Below are 17,497 nucleotides of genomic sequence, written 5' to 3' on the forward strand. Positions count from 1 at the left end.
GAAGCGTCCGGATCTCGGAAGGGGACGAGTTCCCAGCAGAGGGACTTCGGTCCTGACGACGCGACCGGACGACGAGCACCAACACCTCTCCGTGCCCGGACCCGCCCTGGCCCGTGGCACTCCATGAATTGCCTACAGTCTGGCCGAACGGTCCGGCCACGTCCCGGACCGAAAGGGGGGCCCGTGATTCCCGTCTGCCGCCTCGAAGACCTCCCCAAGGGCGAATCCGTCCGCATCGAGACGACACCGCCCGTCGCCGTGTTCCACACCGACGACGGTGACCTCTACGCCATCGACGACACCTGCACCCACCAGGACGCCTCCCTCTCGGAGGGCTGGCTCGAGGGCTGTCTGGTCGAATGCCCGCTGCACGCCGCCTCGTTCGACCTGCGCACGGGCCGCCCGACCTGCCTCCCGGCCCGCCGGGCCGTCCGCACCCACAGCGTCACCGTCGAGGACGGCCTCATCCACGTCCACCTCGCAGCGGAGGAGGGGACGGCAGCGTGAACACGAAACCCGAGGGCGGCGTGAGCGGTGCGGTCCGCCCGCAGACAGACCGGAGTGCGCCCGTCACCACCGGCGGAGCCGGCAGGGCGGATGTCGTGACCAGTCGTAGCGCGACCGGTGCGGCGAGCGCGTGGGTCGCCGCGAGGAGGCATGCCGCATGCGAACCGTGACCATCGTCGGCGCCTCCCTCTCCGGCCTCTACGCGGCCCGGGAACTGCGTGCCCAGGGCTACGACGGGCGTCTGGTGATCGTCGGCGACGAACCTCACCACCCCTACGACCGGCCTCCCCTCTCCAAGGATTTCCTCACCGGCCGAGCCGACGAGACCCAACTCGCCCTCACCGACACCGAGGAGACCACCGAACTCGGCGCCGAGTGGATCCTCGGAGTCCGCGCCCGGGCCCTCGACGCCCGCGGCCGCACCGTACTGCTCGACGGTGGGCGCACCGTGTCCACCGACGGTGTCGTCATCGCCACGGGCGCCTCGGCCCGCCGCCTTCCCGGCGACACCCTTCCCGGCGTACACACGCTGCGCACCCTCGACGACGCCCGTGCCCTGCGCGAGGAACTCACCCGTGGCCCGTGCCGCGTCGTCGTCATCGGCGGCGGCTTCATCGGCGCCGAGACCGCGTCCTCCTGCTCCTCCCTCGGCCACTCCGTCACCGTCGTCGAGGCCGCCCCACTCCCTCTGGTGCCCCAACTCGGCGCCGAGATGGCCGCCGTGTGCGCCGCGCTGCACCAACGCGGCGGGGTGGACCTGGTCACCGGCACCGGAGTGACCGGACTGCGGGGCGCCACCACCGTCACCGGCGTGGACCTCACCGACGGTCGCACGCTCCCCGCCGACATCGTGATCGTCGGAATCGGCGCCACCCCCAACACCGCCTGGCTGGTCGGTTCGGCCCTGCCCCTGCACGACGGCGTCCTGTGCGACGACGGCTGTGCGACGGCCCTGCCCCAAGTGGTCGCCGTCGGCGATGTCGCCTGCGTCGGAGGCACCCGCGCCGAGCACTGGACATCGGCCACCCAGCAACCCAGATCCGCCGTGACCAACCTGCTCGCCGGACGAACCGTCGAGACCGCGACCGCCCTGCCCTACTTCTGGTCCGACCAGTACGGCGCCCGCATCCAGTTCGCCGGCCGGCGGACGGACGGCGACACCGTCCGCGTCACCGAGGGCGAGCTCTCCGACGGCGCACCGGCCGAGGGCGGCTTCCTCGCCCGGTACGAGCGGGACGGCCGGACGACCGCGGTGCTCGCCGTGGACCGCCCCCGCCCGTTCATGCGGGCGCGACGCGAACTCGCGCGGGACGCGGGAGAGGAGCGGGCGCGGTCCGCCGCCAGGTGAGGAGGACCGGCATGGGGCCTCGGCCGAAGCGTCCGTTCCACGGTTCGGACACAGCGCAGGAAGCCCCGGCCGCCATCCTCACGAGTGGGACAACTGCCCGGCCCCGCCCCGCCGGCGTATCCGCTCCTGGGCCCGTACGGCTGCGCGTGCCTGCCGTCGAGCCCGGCGCCGCTCACGGCGCAGGGCCCGTGCCGTGCTGCTCGGCATGGAGACCACGCCGTTGCGCTGGTTCCAGACCTGACGCGTCACCCACACATCCAGGGCTCCCCAGGTCGCCGCGATCGTGCTGACCACGCTGCTGATCACCATGGGGAACGCCAGCCAGGACCCGGCCATCGTGCACAGGAAGGCCACCATCGCCTGGATCAGTGTCAGGGCTATGAGGAGCACCGCTCGCACGGCCGCCGTCCGTACCGGGTCCGGCAACCGCCGCCGCCGCGCCGGCTCCTCGACCCACAGGGGCCGGTTGTACTGCTGTTCGCGTACGCCGTGGCCCCCCTCCTGAGCCAGGGTCTCTCTTTCGCGAGCCCTGGTCCCCACCTCCTCGGCCGCAATACCGCGATCAGCCGCCTCGCGATTCCGCTGCCCCGGCACATGCGCCCCACCAGCCCTGGGCGTCTCGCGCCGCTCCGCCGTGCCCATCAACGTGTCACTCCCCACCGCCAGCAGACCGCTCGCTCGCATCCGAAGACCCGTGCTCCCCAGTGGCTGCCCGGCTTGCGCTGTCTTACGCCGCCCAGGTGCGGGATGCGGCTCCTGTGGCCGATTCCGCCCCCAACTCCCGTAGAGAAGGACGAACGACCCACCAAGAAGATTCCCAGGAACCGAAAAAATTCAGCCAACCGCCCTGGCGGGTCACGGCGATCGGCCCGCACGGCCGCACCCGGTTCGGGGGAGACAACTCCCGTAATGCCCGGACAACTCACCATGCCTCGTGGCTGGCGCGGAAGTTCACCTTCCGGACCGGTCTTCGAGTTCCCTGTGGGTCGGTAGTAGGCTCGCGCCGTTTGTTGACGCACATGTGTACCCCCGGTTGGCCGGGGGCCCGAGCTGGGGGAGGCCATGCGCTTTCGCGGGAAGTCCATCCGCCGGAAGATCGTGGCGCTGCTCCTCGTGCCGCTGGTGTCCCTGAGTGCGATCTGGGCCTTCGCCACGGTGCTCACGGGGCGTGAGGCGGCCGACCTGTTCAACGTGTCGTCCGTGGTGGAGAAGATCGGCTACCCCATGGAGGACACCGTCCGCGTCCTCCAGGAGGAACGCCGCCAGACCCTCGTCTACCTCGCCGACCCCCGCGCCTCCGACGGGCTCGCGGCGCTCCGGCGCAGCCGGACCGCCACCGACAAGGCGGTCGGCGGCATCCGCGAGAACGCCCGGAATCCGGATGTGCGCGACGCGATGGGCGAGGACACCGACGAGCGGCTGACCGCGGTGCTGGACGCCTTCGAAGGCATCGAGTCGCTGCGCAGCAGTGTCGAGGACGGCACGGTCAACCGTACTCAGGCCCTCGACCTCTACAACCGCCTCGTCGACCCGTGCTACGTCCTCCTGGCCAACCTGCACGTGGTCGACAACGTCGAACTGGACAAGCAGTACCGCGCACTGGTCAATCTCGCCCGCGCCCGCGAACTCCTCTCCCGTGAGGACGCCCTCCTCGGTTCCGCCCTGATCGTCGGCGAGATCTCCCACTCCGAAGAGCGCGACATCTCCGACCTCGTGGCCCAGCGCACCCTGATGTACGACGCCAACCTTCCGCTGCTGCCCGTCGCGGAACGCGACCGCTACGAGAGCTTCTGGAAGAACGCCTCCTCCGCTCCGCTGCGCGTGGCCGAGGAAGCTGCCGTCTCCTCCGGGACCGGAGCTCCCCGCGGTGTCTCCGCGAAGAGCTGGGACAGCGCCGCCGGCAATGTGCTCGACGAGCTCGGCACCCTCAACGACCAGGCCAACGACCGCTACCAGGACCGCGTCGACCCGGTGGCCATGGGCGTCATCGCCAAGGCGGTCATCGCCGGCGTGCTCGGCCTGCTCGCGCTCCTGGTCTCCCTCTTCCTGTCCGTACGCGTCGGCCGCACCCTCGTCCGCGATCTGCGGCAGCTGCGTCTGGAGGCCCACGAGGCGTCCGGAGTGCGACTGCCCAGTGTGATGCGCCGGCTCTCCGCGGGCGAACAGGTCGACGTCGAGACCGAGGTCCCGCACCTGGAGTACGACAAGAACGAGATGGGCGAGGTCGGCCAGGCGCTCAACACGCTGCAGCGCGCCGCCGTGGAAGCCGCCGTCAAACAGGCCGAGCTGCGCGCCGGCGTCTCCGAGGTCTTCGTCAACCTCGCGCGCCGCAGTCAGGTCCTGCTCCACCGGCAGCTCACCCTGCTCGACGCCATGGAGCGCAGGACCGAGGACACCGAGGAACTCGCCGACCTGTTCCGCCTCGATCACCTGACCACCCGCATGCGCCGGCACGCCGAGGGCCTCGTGATCCTCTCCGGCGCCGCCCCCTCCCGCCAGTGGCGCAAGCCCGTCCAGCTCATGGACGTCGTACGCGCCGCCGTCGCCGAGGTCGAGGACTACGAACGCATCGAGGTCCGCCGCCTTCCGCGTATCGCCGTCACCGGCCCGGCCGTCGCCGACCTCACCCATCTCGTGGCCGAGCTCCTGGAGAACGCCACGGTCTTCTCGCCGCCGCACACCGCCGTCCAAGTCCTGGGCGAGCGGGTCGCGAACGGCTTCACCCTGGAGATCCACGACCGCGGCCTCGGAATGGCCGCCGAAGCGCTCCTGGACGCCAACCTCCGGCTCGCCGAGACACCGGAGTTCGAACTGTCCGACACCGACCGGCTCGGTCTGTTCGTGGTCAGCCGGCTCGCCCAGCGACAGAACGTCCGGGTCTCCCTGCAGCCCTCGCCGTACGGAGGAACGACCGCCGTGGTCTTCATCCCCGACGCGCTGCTGACGGATGACATCCCGGACACGAACGGCATCGGGTTCCGCCTCGACCGCCCCCAGCTGGCCAACGAGAGCGAGCCCCAGGACAGCCGCCGCTCCGCCCTGTCCCAGGCGCCCGCACAGCGTCCCGGCCTGCCCGCCTCCCTCCTGGACGGCCCGGTCGAGCTCGAGGCCCCAGTGGATCTGGACGCCATCAGCGGGTTCCCCGGCTCTCTCGAGGACGAGAAGGGCGAGCACGGCGCCCTGTTCCGCTCCCGCCCCTCCCTCACCCGCGCCCAGGACGAGACAATCGGCCACCCCGGTCCGCAGCGGCAGAGCGAGGCCCGCGGCGGACGGGACCGGACCGGCGCCGACGACGAGCTCGACTCTCCGGCCGTCCCGCCCCGCCGCCACACCCCCAAGCTGGTCAGCTCGCACGGACGCCCGGTCACCGAGCAGCGCTCCCGTCGGGGGAAGTCCGACGAAGACCCCACCTCGGCCACCGGCCGAGCGGAATCGGGGGCCGCATCCTCGCTCCCCTCGCGTCGGAGGGGCGAGGAGCCCGCGAGCGGCCGGGCCACGGGCGGGTCCGGGCCGGAGCATGCCCTTCCGGTCCGGCGCCGCACCGAGGACTCCTCGACCGGCACCGGGAGAGGCGAGACGCAGGCCGACGCTCCGCCGCCACTGCCCGCCCGTCGCCGGGGGACGGAATCGGCTCGCCCGGCCATCGGCACGGTCGGCCGCAGTGCTGACCGCACCGAATCCCCGGCCACGCCCGGCAGCGCCGTCGGCGACGGGTCGGAACCGCCCGCCCTGCCCAAGCGCACCCGTCGCTCGGAGATCGCATCCAGCGGCCCGGAGACACCGGACCGCCGCTCCGGGCCCGCGCCGGAGAACACCGGCGGGCCCGCGCGCAACGACACCGGCTCCGGCACCACGCCGCTGCCCCGGCGCGTTCGGCAGGCCAACCTGGCTCCGCAGCTGAAGCGGGGGACCGAGCCGCGTACGGAGGAGAAGACCGAGACCGTCGAACGCGACGCCGAGGAAGTACGCAGCCGCATGGCCTCGCTCCAGCGCGGCTGGCAGCGCGGCCGTGACGAGAACGCCGCGGGCGACGCCGCCCACAGCGGCGCAGCACGACAAGGAACGACAGAGGGGGACGGTCGATGACCGCACCGAAGGCGACCGGCCACACCGCGACCATCAAGGGGGAGCTGAACTGGCTCCTCGACGACCTGGTGGACCGCGTCGCGAGCATCCGCAAGGCCCTCGTGCTCTCCGGCGACGGATTGCCGACGGGCGTGTCCAGGGACCTGACCAGGGAGGACAGCGAGCACCTGGCTGCCGTCGCCTCCGGGTTCCACAGCCTCGCCAAGGGTGTGGGACGCCACTTCGAGGCCGGCAACGTCCGTCAGACCGTCGTCGAGCTCGACGACGCCTTCCTCTTCGTGACCGCCGCCGGTGACGGCAGCTGCCTCGCCGTCCTCTCGGACGCCGACTCGGACGTCGGCCAGGTCGCGTACGAGATGACGCTCCTCGTGAAGCGGGTCGGTGTGCATCTGGGTGCCGCTCCGCGCACCGATCTGCCCGCAGGCGGGTAGTGGGATGACATGAGCGCTGACGGTCAGGGAAGAAGCCACTGGTTCGACGACGAAGCCGGACCGGTCGTCCGTCCGTACGCCATGACACGCGGCCGCACCAGCAGCCAGGGCCAGCACCGCCTGGACCTGATCGCGGTCGTGGTCACGGAACCGCACGCGGACGACCCGGAAGCCGACCACATGCTCTCGCCGGAGCATGTGGACATCGTCGAGCTGTGCCGTGACGTCCCGCAGTCGGTCGCCGAACTCGCAGCGGAACTCGACCTGCCGATCGGGGTGGTACGGGTCCTTGTCGGAGATCTCGTGGACTCGGAATTCGTCCATGTGAACCGGCCCGTACCCCCTGCCGAACTGCCGGACGAGAGTATTCTGCGCGACGTGATCAACGGCCTCCGGGCGCTGTGAGCAGCGCGGAAGCGGGGTACTGACGTGACAGGCTGGCAGTTCTGGGTCGACCGAGGCGGCACCTTCACCGACGTCGTCGCGCGACGCCCGGACGGCCGGCTGGTCACGCACAAGCTCTTGTCGGAGAACCCGGCCCGCTACGCCGACGCGGCGGTCGAGGGCGTCCGCACCCTGCTGGCCGACTCGGGCGACCCCGTCGAGACCGTGCGCATGGGGACCACAGTCGCCACCAACGCCCTCCTGGAGCGCAAGGGCGAGCGCACCCTGCTGGTCACCACCCGCGGCTTCCGCGACGCCCTGCGCATCGCCTACCAGAACCGCCCGAGCATCTTCGCCCGCCGCATCGAACTGCCCGAGCTGCTGTACGAACGAGTCGTCGAGGTCGACGAGCGCATCGCCCCCGACGGCACCGTCCTGCGCGCGCCCGGCCTCGACGCCCTCGCCGGGCCCCTCCAGGAGGCGTACGACGACGGGATCCGGGCCGTGGCCGTGGTCTGCATGCACAGCCACCTCCACCCCGCCCACGAGCAGGCCGTCGGCGAACTCGCCACCCGCGTCGGCTTCCCGCAGATCTCGCTCTCCAGCGAGGCCAGCCCTCTGATGAAGCTCGTCCCCCGCGGGGACACCGCCGTCGTCGACGCCTACCTCTCGCCCGTGCTGCGCCGCTACGTCCGCCACGTCGCCGACGAACTCGAGGGCGTACGGCTGATGTTCATGCAGTCCAACGGCGGTCTCACCGAGGCCGGTCAGTTCCGCGGCAAGGACGCCATCCTGTCCGGGCCTGCCGGTGGCATCGTCGGCATGGCCCGCATGTCGCAGCTGGCCGGCTTCGACCGCGTCATCGGTTTCGACATGGGCGGCACCTCCACCGACGTCTCCCACTTCGCGGGCGAGTACGAACGCGTCTTCACCAGCCAGATCGCTGGTGTCCGGCTGCGCGCCCCCATGCTGGACATCCACACCGTGGCGGCCGGCGGGGGCTCCGTCCTGCACTTCGACGGCTCCCGCTACCGCGTAGGGCCGGACTCGGCGGGCGCGGACCCCGGGCCGGCCTGCTACCGGGGCGGTGGCCCCCTCGCCGTCACCGACGCCAATGTCTTTCTCGGCCGCATCCAGCCCGCCCACTTCCCGAAGGTGTTCGGCGCGAACGGTGACGAGCCCCTCGACGAAGCCCTCGTCCGGGACCGCTTCACCGCCCTCGCGCGCGAGATCCGCGATCAGACCGGCGACGACCGCACCCCCGAACAGGTCGCCGAGGGGTACCTGCAGATCGCCGTCGCGAACATCGCGTCGGCCGTGAAGCGGATCTCCGTCCAGAAGGGCCACGACGTCACCCGCTACGCCCTCACCACGTTCGGCGGCGCCGGCGGCCAGCACGCCTGCATGGTCGCCGACTCCCTCGGCATCCGCACCGTTCTCGTGCCACCCATGGCCGGTGTCCTCTCCGCACTCGGCATCGGTCTCGCCGACACCACGGCCATGCGCGAACAGTCCGTCGAAACACCCCTGGAACCCGCCTCCATGCCAGGCGTCCGCAAGACCGCCGACGACCTGGAAGCGGCGGCGCGCGCCGAACTCCGCGCCGAGGACGTCCCCGAGGAGCACATCGAGATCACCCGCCGCGCGCAGCTCCGCTACGACGGCACCGACACCACCCTCACCGTCGAGCTGACCGAGCCCGACACGATGCGACAAGCCTTCGAAGAACGTCATCGCGCCACGTACTCCTTCACGCTCGACCGACCGATCGTGGTCGAAGCCCTCTCCGTCGAAGCCACTGGCATCACAGAACCCCCCGATCTCTCCGCCCTCGCCCCCTACGAGGCCACCGACAACGGCAGCCCCGCAGCGCCCCGCACCGTCCGCCTCCACACGGGCGGCGCCTGGCACGACGTACCCCTCCACCGCCGTGAGGACCTTCCCCCCGGCGACACCGTCACCGGCCCCGCGATCATCACCGAAGCCGGCGCGACGACCGTCGTCGACGACGGCTGGCGGGCCGCGGCGACCGACGACGGGCATCTGGTCATGGAACGCGCCGCGATTACACAGAGTTCCGACCTCGACACGAAAGTCGACCCGGTTCTGCTTGAAGTCTTCAACAATCTCTTCATGTCCATCGCCGAGCAGATGGGCGCCCGTCTCGAGTCCACCGCCCAGTCCGTCAACATCAAAGAGCGCCTGGACTTCTCCTGCGCCCTCTTCGACCCGGACGGAAACCTGGTGGCCAACGCCCCGCACATCCCCGTCCACCTGGGCTCGATGGGCACGAGCGTCAAAGAGGTCATCCGCCGGCGCGGCGCCCGCATGCGCCCCGGCGACACCTACGCCGTCAACGACCCGTACCACGGCGGCACCCATCTGCCCGACGTCACCGTGATCACCCCGGTCTTCGGCGCCGCACCGTCGGACGTCACGGAGAGTGACCCGGAGATCCTCTTCTACGTCGCCTCACGCGGCCACCACGCCGAGATCGGCGGCATCGCCCCCGGCTCCATGCCCGCCGGCAGCCGCACCATCGAGGAGGAGGGTGTCCTCTTCGACAACTGGCTGCTCGCCGAGGACGGGCGTTTCCGCGAGGACGAGACCCTCCGCCTCCTTACAGAAGCGCCGTACCCCTCCCGCAACCCGAAGACCAACCTCGCCGACCTGCGAGCCCAGATCGCCGCCAACCGGAAGGGCGTCGACGAGGTCGGCCGCATGATCGACGACTTCGGCCTCGACGTCGTGCAGGCCTACATGCGGCACGTCCAGGACAACGCCGAAGAGGCCGTACGCCGCGTTATCGACGCCCTCGACGACGGCGACTACGCCTACGAGACCGACTCGGGCGCCGTCATCCGGGTACGCGTGCGCGTGGACCGCGAGAACCGCGCGGCCACCATCGACTTCACCGGCACATCGGCGCAACTGCCCACCAACTTCAACGCGCCCTTCTCGGTCGTCAACGCGGCTGTCCTGTATGTCTTCCGCACTCTCGTAGCCGACGAGATCCCCCTCAACGACGGATGCCTGCGCCCCCTGAGCATCGTCGTACCGCCCGGCTCCCTGCTCGCCCCCGAGCCGCCGGCCGCCGTCGTCGCCGGCAACGTGGAGACCTCCCAGGCCGTCACCGGTGCCCTCTACGCCGCGCTCGGTGTCCAGGCCGAGGGCTCCGGGACCATGAACAACGTGACCTTCGGGAACGAACGCCACCAGTACTACGAGACCGTCGCCTCGGGCTCCGGCGCGGGCGACGGCTTCCCCGGCGCACCCGTAGTCCAGACCCACATGACCAACTCACGCCTCACCGACCCCGAGGTCCTGGAGTGGCGGCTGCCCGTGCGCCTCGAGGAGTTCGCGGTCCGGCGGGGCAGCGGGGGCGCCGGCCGGTGGAGCGGCGGGGACGGCGCTGTGCGCCGCATCCGCTTCCTGGAGCCCATGACCGTCTCCACGCTGTCCCAGCACCGCCGTGTCGCCCCGTACGGCATGGCGGGTGGTGAGCCCGGTACTCTCGGTGCCAATCGGGTGGAACACGCCGACGGCACCGTGACCGAACTCGGCGGCAGCGGCTCCGCGGACGTCGTCAACGGGGATGTACTCGTCATCGAAACCCCTGGCGGCGGAGGCTATGGCCCGCCGTCGCCCGACCCCCATCAAGCAGGAGAAGAGACCGATGATCTTCGGGCGTTCTGAGCGCGGCAAGCCTCCGGTCGAGCCCGTCACGCTCAAGATCCTGGTGGCCGGCGGCTTCGGCGTGGGCAAGACCACGCTGGTCGGCGCGGTCAGCGAGATCAGGCCGCTGCGCACCGAGGAACTCCTCACCGAGGCCGGTCGCCCGGTCGACGACACCAGCGGCGTGGAAGGCAAGCACACCACGACCGTCGCCATGGACTTCGGCCGCATCACACTCCGCGAAGACCTGGTGCTGTACCTCTTCGGAACGCCCGGCCAGGAGCGGTTCTGGTTCATGTGGGACGAACTCTCCGAGGGCGCGCTCGGTGCCGTCGTGCTCGCTGACACCCGCCGCCTGGAGGACTGCTTCGCCGCCGTCGACTACTTCGAACGGCGCTCGATCCCCTTCCTCGTCGGCGTCAACTGCTTCGAGGGCGCACCGCGTTACCCGATCGAGGACGTCCGCCAGGCCCTCGACCTCGACGACGGCGTACCCCTCCTGATGTGCGACGCCCGCGACCGGGAGTCGGTCAAGGAGGCACTCATCGGTGTCGTCCAGCACGCCATGGCCCAGGCGGCCGACCAACGCCACACGGTGGCCACCTGACGCCGGCCGGGCCCACCGCCGCGGCCCGCACCCCCGCCGACCGGGGTACGGGCCGCGGCCCGGAAACGAGACGCCACGCGCGCGTGGTCAGCTCTCGCCGTCCTCCTCCCAGCCGAAGCTCTTCTCGACGGCCTTGCGCCAGTTGTGGTACTCGCGGTCCCGCACCGACGCCTCCATCGACGGCGTCCACTCGACGTCCTTCTGCCAGTGCGCCTTGAGCTCGTCCAGGTCGTTCCACACTCCGGTGGCCAGACCGGCCGCGTACGCGGCGCCCAGACAGGTCGTCTCGGAGACCTTGGGCCGCACCACCGGGACATCGAGCACATCCGCCTGGTGCTGCATGAGCAGGTTGTTCTTCGTCATGCCGCCGTCGACCTTCAGGGTGGTGATGTGCACTCCCGAATCCTGGTACATGGCGTCGACGACCTCGCGTGTCTGCCAGCTAGTCGCCTCCAGCACCGCGCGTGCGAGGTGCGCCTTCGTGACGTACCGGGTCAGCCCGGTGACCACGCCCCGCGCGTCGGAGCGCCAGTACGGCGCGAACAGGCCCGAGAACGCCGGAACGATGTACGCGCCGCCGTTGTCCTCCACGCTGGCCGCCAGAGGCTCGATCTCGTCGGCGGTCCGGATGATGCCGAGCTGGTCGCGGAACCACTGGACCAGCGCGCCCGTTATCGCTATCGACCCCTCCAGACAGTAGACCGGCGCCTCACTGCCGATCTTGTAGCCCATCGTCGTCAGCAGACCGCTCTTCGACGGCACCGGACGGTTGCCCGTGTTGAGCAGCAGGAAGCTTCCCGTGCCGTAGGTGTTCTTCGCCGTGCCGACGTCGTAGCAGGCCTGGCCGAACACGGCAGCCTGCTGGTCGCCCAGCGCGGAGGCCACGGGCACGCCGGCGAGCTGGCCGACGGCGGTGCCGTACGTCTCGGCGGAGGACCGGATCTCGGGCAGCATCGCTTCGGGGACGTTCATCGCGGAGCAGATCGAGGAGTCCCACTGGAGGGTCTCCAGGTTCATCAGCATGGTGCGGCCCGCGTTGGTCACGTCGGTGACGTGCTGCCCGCCGTCCGTGCCGCCGGTGAGGTTCCAGATCAGCCAGGAGTCCATCGTGCCGAAGGCGATCTCACCGCGTTCGGCACGCCCTCGCAGGTCGGGCACGTTGTCGAGCAGCCAGGCGGCCTTGGGCCCGGAGAAGTAGGTGGCCAGCGGCAGCCCCGTCTGCTCGCGGAACCGGTCCTGCCCGTCCGTGCCGCCCAGCTGGTTGCAGAGCGCCGCCGTCCGCGTGTCCTGCCACACGATGGCGTTGTGAACCGGCTTTCCCGTCGCGCGGTCCCACAGGAGGGTCGTCTCGCGCTGGTTGGTGATCCCGAGCGCGCTCAGCTGGTCGGCGCGCAGCCCGGCCTTGGCGATCGCCCCGGCCACCACCGCCTGCACCTTGGACCAGATCTCGGTGGCGTCGTGCTCCACCCAGCCCGGCTTGGGAAAGATCTGGCGGTGTTCGCGCTGGTCCACGGCGACTATCGCGCCGTCCTGGTTGAAGACGATGCAGCGGCTCGATGTGGTGCCCTGGTCGATTGCGGCGACGTACTTTTCTGCGTTGTCCGTCATGGCTACCCCTTGGGCTGGTTCAGAAGGCTGCGTTGTAGATGACACCGCCGAGCAGTCCGCCGATCAGTGGGCCCACTACGGGGATCCACGAGTAGCCCCAGTCGGAGGTGCCCTTGTTCGGGATCGGCAGGATGGCGTGGATGATGCGCGGGCCGAGGTCACGTGCCGGGTTGATGGCGTAGCCGGTGGGACCACCCAGGGACAGACCGATGCCGACGACCAGGAGGGACACCAGCAGGATCGCGATGCCCGATCCGTAGATGCCGCCGCCCCCCTCGATCAGGCCGATGCCGATGCCCTCCACGTGCCTGTCCTGGCCGACCAGGGCGAGGATGGGCAACACCAGGGCGATGGTGGCGAGGATCTCGGTGACCAGGTTGGCGACCGGGTTCCGGATCTCGGGGATCGTGGAGAAGATACCGAGCGTCGGAACCGGTTCGTCCGCGGTGCCCTCGGTGGTTCCCGTCTGCCGCACGTTGGCCGCGAACTGGGCGTAGTACACGAGGTAGCACAGGATCGCACCGATCATGGCGCCGGTGATCTGGCCCAGCAGATAGACCCAGACATTGCTCCATACGCCGGTGTCGACGGCGAGACCGAAGGTGACGGCCGGGTTGATGACCCCTCCGGAGAGGGGGGCGGCGGTGTAAGCGCCGGCCAGCACGCCGAAGCCCCAGCCGAACGCGATCACGATCCACCCGGAGGCCCGTGCTTTCGAGAACCTGAGGGTGACGGCGGCGCACACACCGGCGCCGAACAGGATCAGGATCGCCGTACCGATCATCTCGCCGAAGAAGATATCTCCGTTAGTCATGGCGGCTCCTAGGCCGTGGCCCGGGACGGTCCGCCCCGGTCCTCACGTGCAGGGTGCGTTTCCCATGGCGACTTCAGCCGAAGGCAGGGAGATCCCGTGCCCCGCCCGGCATCCGTGACGAGCGTGCCGTCGCAGCCGAATCGCCCGTAAGGGAATGGGCCTTGGCGCAGGCGCGCCCACGCGCCGCAGTGCCGGAATACGCCGAGTATGTACGGCGATGTCGACTGACACCGGAAGTGTTCACCGGCACCCAAGGGGCGTCAAGGTCGCTGACCGCACCGGTTGGCGACCATGTGACGGCGGCCGGGCTCCTGCCGGGCCGGGTGGCCGGTTGCACGGCCTGACGGCGCCCGTTCGGGTCGTTGTTCAGATCTGGTCGGGGCCACCGCGCGGCCTGGGTCGGCCGCGCGAGGCTCTGCTGGTGGTGTCCGGCCTCCGCTGGGCTCCGCCGTCGGCACTCGCCCAGCCGCACCTGACTCCTCGCTTGCTAGCCACCAGCATCCACCTGACCTGGCGGGTTCTCAACCGCACGAGCAGAGCCCCCATGAGCGGCCGTACGGCCCCTCAGAGCCCGGTACCTGTCTCGGTCCTTCCCCTACGTGGGGTACGCCCCTGAACTGTCACCGGTCTCCGCCGCCCCACACCCCGCGGCCGCCGGTGCCGGCTCGGCGCCCCGGCGGGTCTCGTGTCCGGGCAGGCCCGCCCTGCCCAGCACCCAACTCGCCCCACGCAACGACTTCGCCGCCTTCTTCAACGGTGCCAGGCAGGCCGCAGCCTGCCGGTGGTCCGTCACAGTGCCCGGGGCGCACAGCACCGTGGCGAGCGACAGAGTGACCGGCCGGCCGCCCGCCGACCAGGGGGCGTCCAGCACGGAGGCGGCCAGCGGATCGAGACCATCAGGATCGGCGAGCACCAGGAAGTCGTCCCCACCGATGTGCCCCACGCGCGCGCTGTCCGTCGCGACCTGCTGCAGCGCCCGTCCGACCGCCCGGATCAGCTCGTCGCCCGCCGCGAAGCCGGCCCCGTCGTTGACCTGCTTGAAGTGATCGACGTCCAGCCAGCTGAGCGCGAACGGCCGACCGGCCGCGATCCGCCGGTCCACCTCACCGGTGATCGCGTCCGAGCCGGGCAGACGCGTCAGCGGATTGAGCCCCGCCGCTTCCTCCAGCCGTGTCTCGGCCAGCGCTCGCACCAGGTCCGCGAGCCGTACGACCCCCACACACCGCCCGTACTCGTCCACGACGGCCACATCGTCCGACGTACGGTCCCGCCCGCCGACCGCCACCACGTCCAGGACCTCCCATGCGGTGGCGTCGACGCCCACCGTCCGCGGCGGGTCGCCGAGCTTCGCCGCGGGCCGGTCGGCGTACAGGGCGTGCCCGTAGCGCCCCGACATCGACAGCAGGAAGCGGGACCGGTGCACCGACCGCACCGGCACCCCCGCGGTGTCCACGAGCAGCACCCCTGACACATCCGGGGACCCCGTCAGCAGCGCTCGCACCTGACCCGCGGACGCCGTGGCGGGCAGCAGCGCCGCGGGCCGAACGAACTCCCGGACCGACGGCCCGGATCGCGGCACGGCCATATCGGCGGGGGAGCGGGGCGGGACATAGACGTCCGCGGCGGGCAGCCGCGCCGGCGGCGCGAACAGTTCACCCTGCGCCAGCTGCGCCCCGGCGGCCAGTGCCGTCGAGCATTGCCCTTCGGTCTCCACGCCCTCGACCGCCAGGAGCGCCCCGAGTTCGTCGCACAGCGTCCGCATCGACCGCACCACGGCCGGCCTCGCCAGCAGGGACGCGTCCAGCTTCACCAGGCTGGGCGCCATGTCCGAGAGCAGCCGCAAGGGAACGTCCCCGTCCCCGACGCCGTCCGCGCAGATCCGGAAGCCCTGGCCGCGCAGCGCGGCCACTGCCTCCAGCAGCGAGTGCTGCGGCACGTGCGTGTACGGCGGACAGACGTCGATCGTCACCTCCCACGGCAGCCGTCCCGCCTCACGCACGGCGGCGTGCAGTGAAGGAAGACCGCCGAGGTCGGCGAGGGTACCGGCGAACACGTTGACGAACAGCGGAAGCAGGGTCTCCCTGCGCACCGCCGCGCGGACCGCCGACACCGCCAGCCGGCAGTCGAGCTCGGCATCCCGGCGGGCCTCGGCCAGGATGTCGCCGGTCTCCGGGCGGGCGAGTATCTCCAGCCCCGCGACCGCGCCGGTCGCCAGATTGACCACCGGCTGGAAGGCGAAGCGGAGAGTATCCGTCCAGGAGTGCACGGCAGCATGATGACTCCACCGGCGCACGCCCAAGCGCAGTTCATGAGACGTTCACGCAGGATTCCGGCGTGGTCACACAGCGTATGACCCCGGCTTGCCGCGGTCCCGTGACCAGCTCACTCGCGATGGCACAGCGATCACGACATGACGATCACCGCACCGCGATCACTGCCGACCCATGCCCGAACAGCCCCTGGTTCGCGCTGATACCCACGCGCGCCCCAACGACCTGCCGGTCACCCGCTTCGCCCCTCAACTGCCAGGCCATCTCGCACACCTGGGCGATCGCCTGCGCCGGCACCGCCTCGCCGAAGGAGGCCAGTCCACCGCTGACATTCACCGGTATTCGCCCGCCCAATGCCGTCGCCCCGTCGCGCAGCACCTGTACGCCCTCGCCCTCGCCGCACAGCCCCAAGTCCTCGTACCACTGCAACTCGAGCGCCGTGGACAGGTCGTAGACCTCGGCCAGGGACAGGTCCTCCGGCCCGACTCCCGCCTCCTCGTAGGCCGCCCGGGCGATCGACCTCCGAAACGTCTCGCCGGGCGGATCCACCGCCGCCGCGGAGTCCGTGGCGATGTCCGGCAGGTCCAGCACGGTGTTCGGGTAACGCGGCGTCACCGTGGCCACGGCCCGGATCCGCACCGGCTCCGGATGTCCGTGCCGCCGGGCGAACTCCATGCTCGAGAGCACCACCGCGGCACCGCCGTCGGAGGTCGCGCAGATGTCCAGAAGCCGCAGCGGATCGGCGACAAGGGCGGAGGCGGCGACCTCCTCGGCGGTGACCGGGCTGCGGTAGCGCGCCTTGGGGTTCAGCGCACCCATCGCGGCGTTCTTCACCTTCACCTGCGCGAAGTCGTCGGTCGTGTCGCCGTGCAGAGCCATGCGCCTCCGGGCGTACAGCCCGAAGTACACCGGGTTGGTCGCCCCGAGGATCCGGAAGCGCAGCCAGTCGGGGTCGTCGGGCCGGTCCCCACCCGCAGGGCGGAAGAACCCCTTGGGAGCGGCATCGGCCCCCACCACGAGCACCGCGTCGGCGAGCCCGGAGAGTATCTGCGCCCGTGCCGTGTCGACGGCCTGCGCCCCGGACGCGCACGCCGCGTACACGCTCGAGACCCGGGCCCCCTGCCAGCCCAGTGCTTTCGCGAATGTCGCTCCGGCCACATACCCCGGATAGCCGCCCCGCACGGTGTCCGCCCCGATGATCGAGCCTATGTCCGGCCAGTCGAGTCCGGCGTCGGTGAGCGCCAACCGGGCCGCCGCGACGCCGTACTCGACGAAGCTGCGCCCCCACTTGCCCCACGGGTGCATCCCCGCGCCGAGCACCGCCACCTCTTCTGTCATGCCTTCACCCCCGTCGGCCGCCAGTGCCACGTCGTCCAGGTCGTCTCCGCGTCCTCATGGAGCACCCCGGGCGCGAGCTCCACCTCCATGCCCACCGCCAGATCCGCGACGGTGACCCCGGGGGCCGCCTGCCCCAGCACCACGATCCGCTCGGCCTCCAGCTCCACAGCGATCAACGCGCACGGCTCCCACGGAAGTTCCGGATTGCTCACATAGGGTGACGGCGGCCGATACCGGCTGTCCGTGTACGACCAGACGCGCCCCCGTCGCGACAGCGCGATTTCTGCCAGCTCCCCGCCCGTGCAGGAGGGGTTGCGGCAGTGGTGGTCCTCTCGCGGGAAGAAGACCGAGGCGCACGCGACGCAGCGCGTGCCGAGCAGCCGGAAAGCGTCACCGTCCCCGGCGAACCACCCTGCCACCACAGGTGTT

At 71.0% G+C, this 17,497-nt stretch carries 13 protein-coding genes; 7 read left to right on the forward strand and 6 right to left on the reverse strand.

What is annotated here, in order from left to right:
* The first annotated feature begins 183 nt into the window (after positions 1 to 183).
* A complete protein-coding gene (locus ACFZBT_RS30565) occupies positions 184 to 507 on the forward strand; it encodes a bifunctional 3-phenylpropionate/cinnamic acid dioxygenase ferredoxin subunit (RefSeq protein WP_184597050.1) in 324 nt (107 codons plus the stop codon).
* A 157-nt stretch (positions 508 to 664) separates the two neighbouring features.
* Entirely contained in the window at positions 665 to 1,855 is a 1,191-nt protein-coding gene (locus ACFZBT_RS30570) for an FAD-dependent oxidoreductase (RefSeq protein WP_391110235.1), read from the forward strand.
* Positions 1,856 to 1,933: 78 nt separating this feature from the next.
* On the opposite strand, the gene ACFZBT_RS30575 is transcribed toward ACFZBT_RS30570, so the two are convergent.
* A complete protein-coding gene (locus ACFZBT_RS30575; RefSeq protein WP_391110237.1) occupies positions 1,934 to 2,539 on the reverse strand; it encodes a hypothetical protein in 606 nt (201 codons plus the stop codon).
* Positions 2,540 to 2,917: 378 nt separating this feature from the next.
* Here ACFZBT_RS30575 and ACFZBT_RS30580 point away from each other — a divergent pair, with 378 nt between their 5' ends.
* The 5 genes from ACFZBT_RS30580 to ACFZBT_RS30600 are packed head-to-tail and all read left to right on the forward strand — an operon-like array spanning position 2,918 to position 11,038.
* On the forward strand, positions 2,918 to 5,941 hold the full coding sequence (locus tag ACFZBT_RS30580) for a nitrate- and nitrite sensing domain-containing protein (RefSeq protein WP_391110240.1): 3,024 nt from the start codon (positions 2,918 to 2,920) through the stop codon (positions 5,939 to 5,941).
* Positions 5,938 to 6,372 carry a roadblock/LC7 domain-containing protein gene (locus ACFZBT_RS30585; RefSeq protein ID WP_030247150.1) on the forward strand — a complete coding sequence of 145 codons (435 nt, stop codon included), beginning with the start codon at positions 5,938 to 5,940 and terminating at the stop codon, positions 6,370 to 6,372. The genes ACFZBT_RS30580 and ACFZBT_RS30585 overlap by 4 nt, the downstream gene beginning before the upstream one ends.
* Before the next feature lie 9 nt (positions 6,373 to 6,381).
* Complete coding sequence (locus ACFZBT_RS30590) at positions 6,382 to 6,777, forward strand: DUF742 domain-containing protein (protein ID WP_189726348.1); 396 nt, start codon at positions 6,382 to 6,384, stop codon at positions 6,775 to 6,777.
* 24 nt (positions 6,778 to 6,801) lie between these two features.
* A complete protein-coding gene (locus ACFZBT_RS30595) occupies positions 6,802 to 10,452 on the forward strand; it encodes a hydantoinase B/oxoprolinase family protein (RefSeq protein ID WP_391110244.1) in 3,651 nt (1,216 codons plus the stop codon).
* Positions 10,433 to 11,038, forward strand: coding sequence for an ATP/GTP-binding protein (locus ACFZBT_RS30600; protein WP_391110247.1), 606 nt, complete (start codon positions 10,433 to 10,435; stop codon positions 11,036 to 11,038). The genes ACFZBT_RS30595 and ACFZBT_RS30600 overlap by 20 nt, the downstream gene beginning before the upstream one ends.
* An 87-nt stretch (positions 11,039 to 11,125) precedes the next feature.
* On the opposite strand, the gene glpK is transcribed toward ACFZBT_RS30600, so the two are convergent.
* From glpK to ACFZBT_RS30625, 5 genes are all read right to left on the reverse strand, one after another.
* Positions 11,126 to 12,646, reverse strand: a complete 1,521-nt coding sequence (glpK, locus tag ACFZBT_RS30605; RefSeq protein WP_391110249.1) for a glycerol kinase GlpK — start codon at positions 12,644 to 12,646, stop codon at positions 11,126 to 11,128.
* Between the two features lie 19 nt (positions 12,647 to 12,665).
* Complete coding sequence (locus ACFZBT_RS30610) at positions 12,666 to 13,460, reverse strand: aquaporin (RefSeq protein WP_391110252.1); 795 nt, start codon at positions 13,458 to 13,460, stop codon at positions 12,666 to 12,668.
* Positions 13,461 to 14,055: 595 nt separating this feature from the next.
* Positions 14,056 to 15,726, reverse strand: a complete 1,671-nt coding sequence (locus ACFZBT_RS30615) for an EAL domain-containing protein (RefSeq protein WP_391110255.1) — start codon at positions 15,724 to 15,726, stop codon at positions 14,056 to 14,058.
* A 151-nt stretch (positions 15,727 to 15,877) separates the two neighbouring features.
* Positions 15,878 to 17,068 (reverse strand): lipid-transfer protein, encoded by a 1,191-nt coding sequence (locus ACFZBT_RS30620; protein WP_391110258.1) that lies wholly within the window; start codon positions 17,066 to 17,068, stop codon positions 15,878 to 15,880.
* Positions 17,065 to 17,490, reverse strand: a complete 426-nt coding sequence (locus ACFZBT_RS30625) for a zinc ribbon domain-containing protein (protein ID WP_391110290.1) — start codon at positions 17,488 to 17,490, stop codon at positions 17,065 to 17,067. The genes ACFZBT_RS30620 and ACFZBT_RS30625 overlap by 4 nt, the downstream gene beginning before the upstream one ends.
* Positions 17,491 to 17,497: the final 7 nt, after the last annotated feature.

It is taken from the genome of Streptomyces sp. NPDC008137, from assembly GCF_042957035.1.
In the GTDB taxonomy this organism is placed as follows: domain Bacteria; phylum Actinomycetota; class Actinomycetes; order Streptomycetales; family Streptomycetaceae; genus Streptomyces.

Excerpts from the sequence above, each read along its gene's own strand:
- ACFZBT_RS30570 (WP_391110235.1), top strand. The coding sequence starts at position 665 with ATGCGAACCGTGACCATCGTCGGCGCCTCCCTCTCCGGCCTCTACGCG.
- ACFZBT_RS30575 (WP_391110237.1), bottom strand. The coding sequence starts at position 2,539 with ATGCGAGCGAGCGGTCTGCTGGCGGTGGGGAGTGACACGTTGATGGGC.
- ACFZBT_RS30580 (WP_391110240.1), top strand. The coding sequence starts at position 2,918 with ATGCGCTTTCGCGGGAAGTCCATCCGCCGGAAGATCGTGGCGCTGCTC.
- ACFZBT_RS30585 (WP_030247150.1), top strand. The coding sequence starts at position 5,938 with ATGACCGCACCGAAGGCGACCGGCCACACCGCGACCATCAAGGGGGAG.
- ACFZBT_RS30590 (WP_189726348.1), top strand. The coding sequence starts at position 6,382 with ATGAGCGCTGACGGTCAGGGAAGAAGCCACTGGTTCGACGACGAAGCC.
- ACFZBT_RS30600 (WP_391110247.1), top strand. The coding sequence starts at position 10,433 with ATGATCTTCGGGCGTTCTGAGCGCGGCAAGCCTCCGGTCGAGCCCGTC.
- glpK (WP_391110249.1), bottom strand. The coding sequence starts at position 12,646 with ATGACGGACAACGCAGAAAAGTACGTCGCCGCAATCGACCAGGGCACC.
- ACFZBT_RS30610 (WP_391110252.1), bottom strand. The coding sequence starts at position 13,460 with ATGACTAACGGAGATATCTTCTTCGGCGAGATGATCGGTACGGCGATC.
- ACFZBT_RS30620 (WP_391110258.1), bottom strand. The coding sequence starts at position 17,068 with ATGACAGAAGAGGTGGCGGTGCTCGGCGCGGGGATGCACCCGTGGGGC.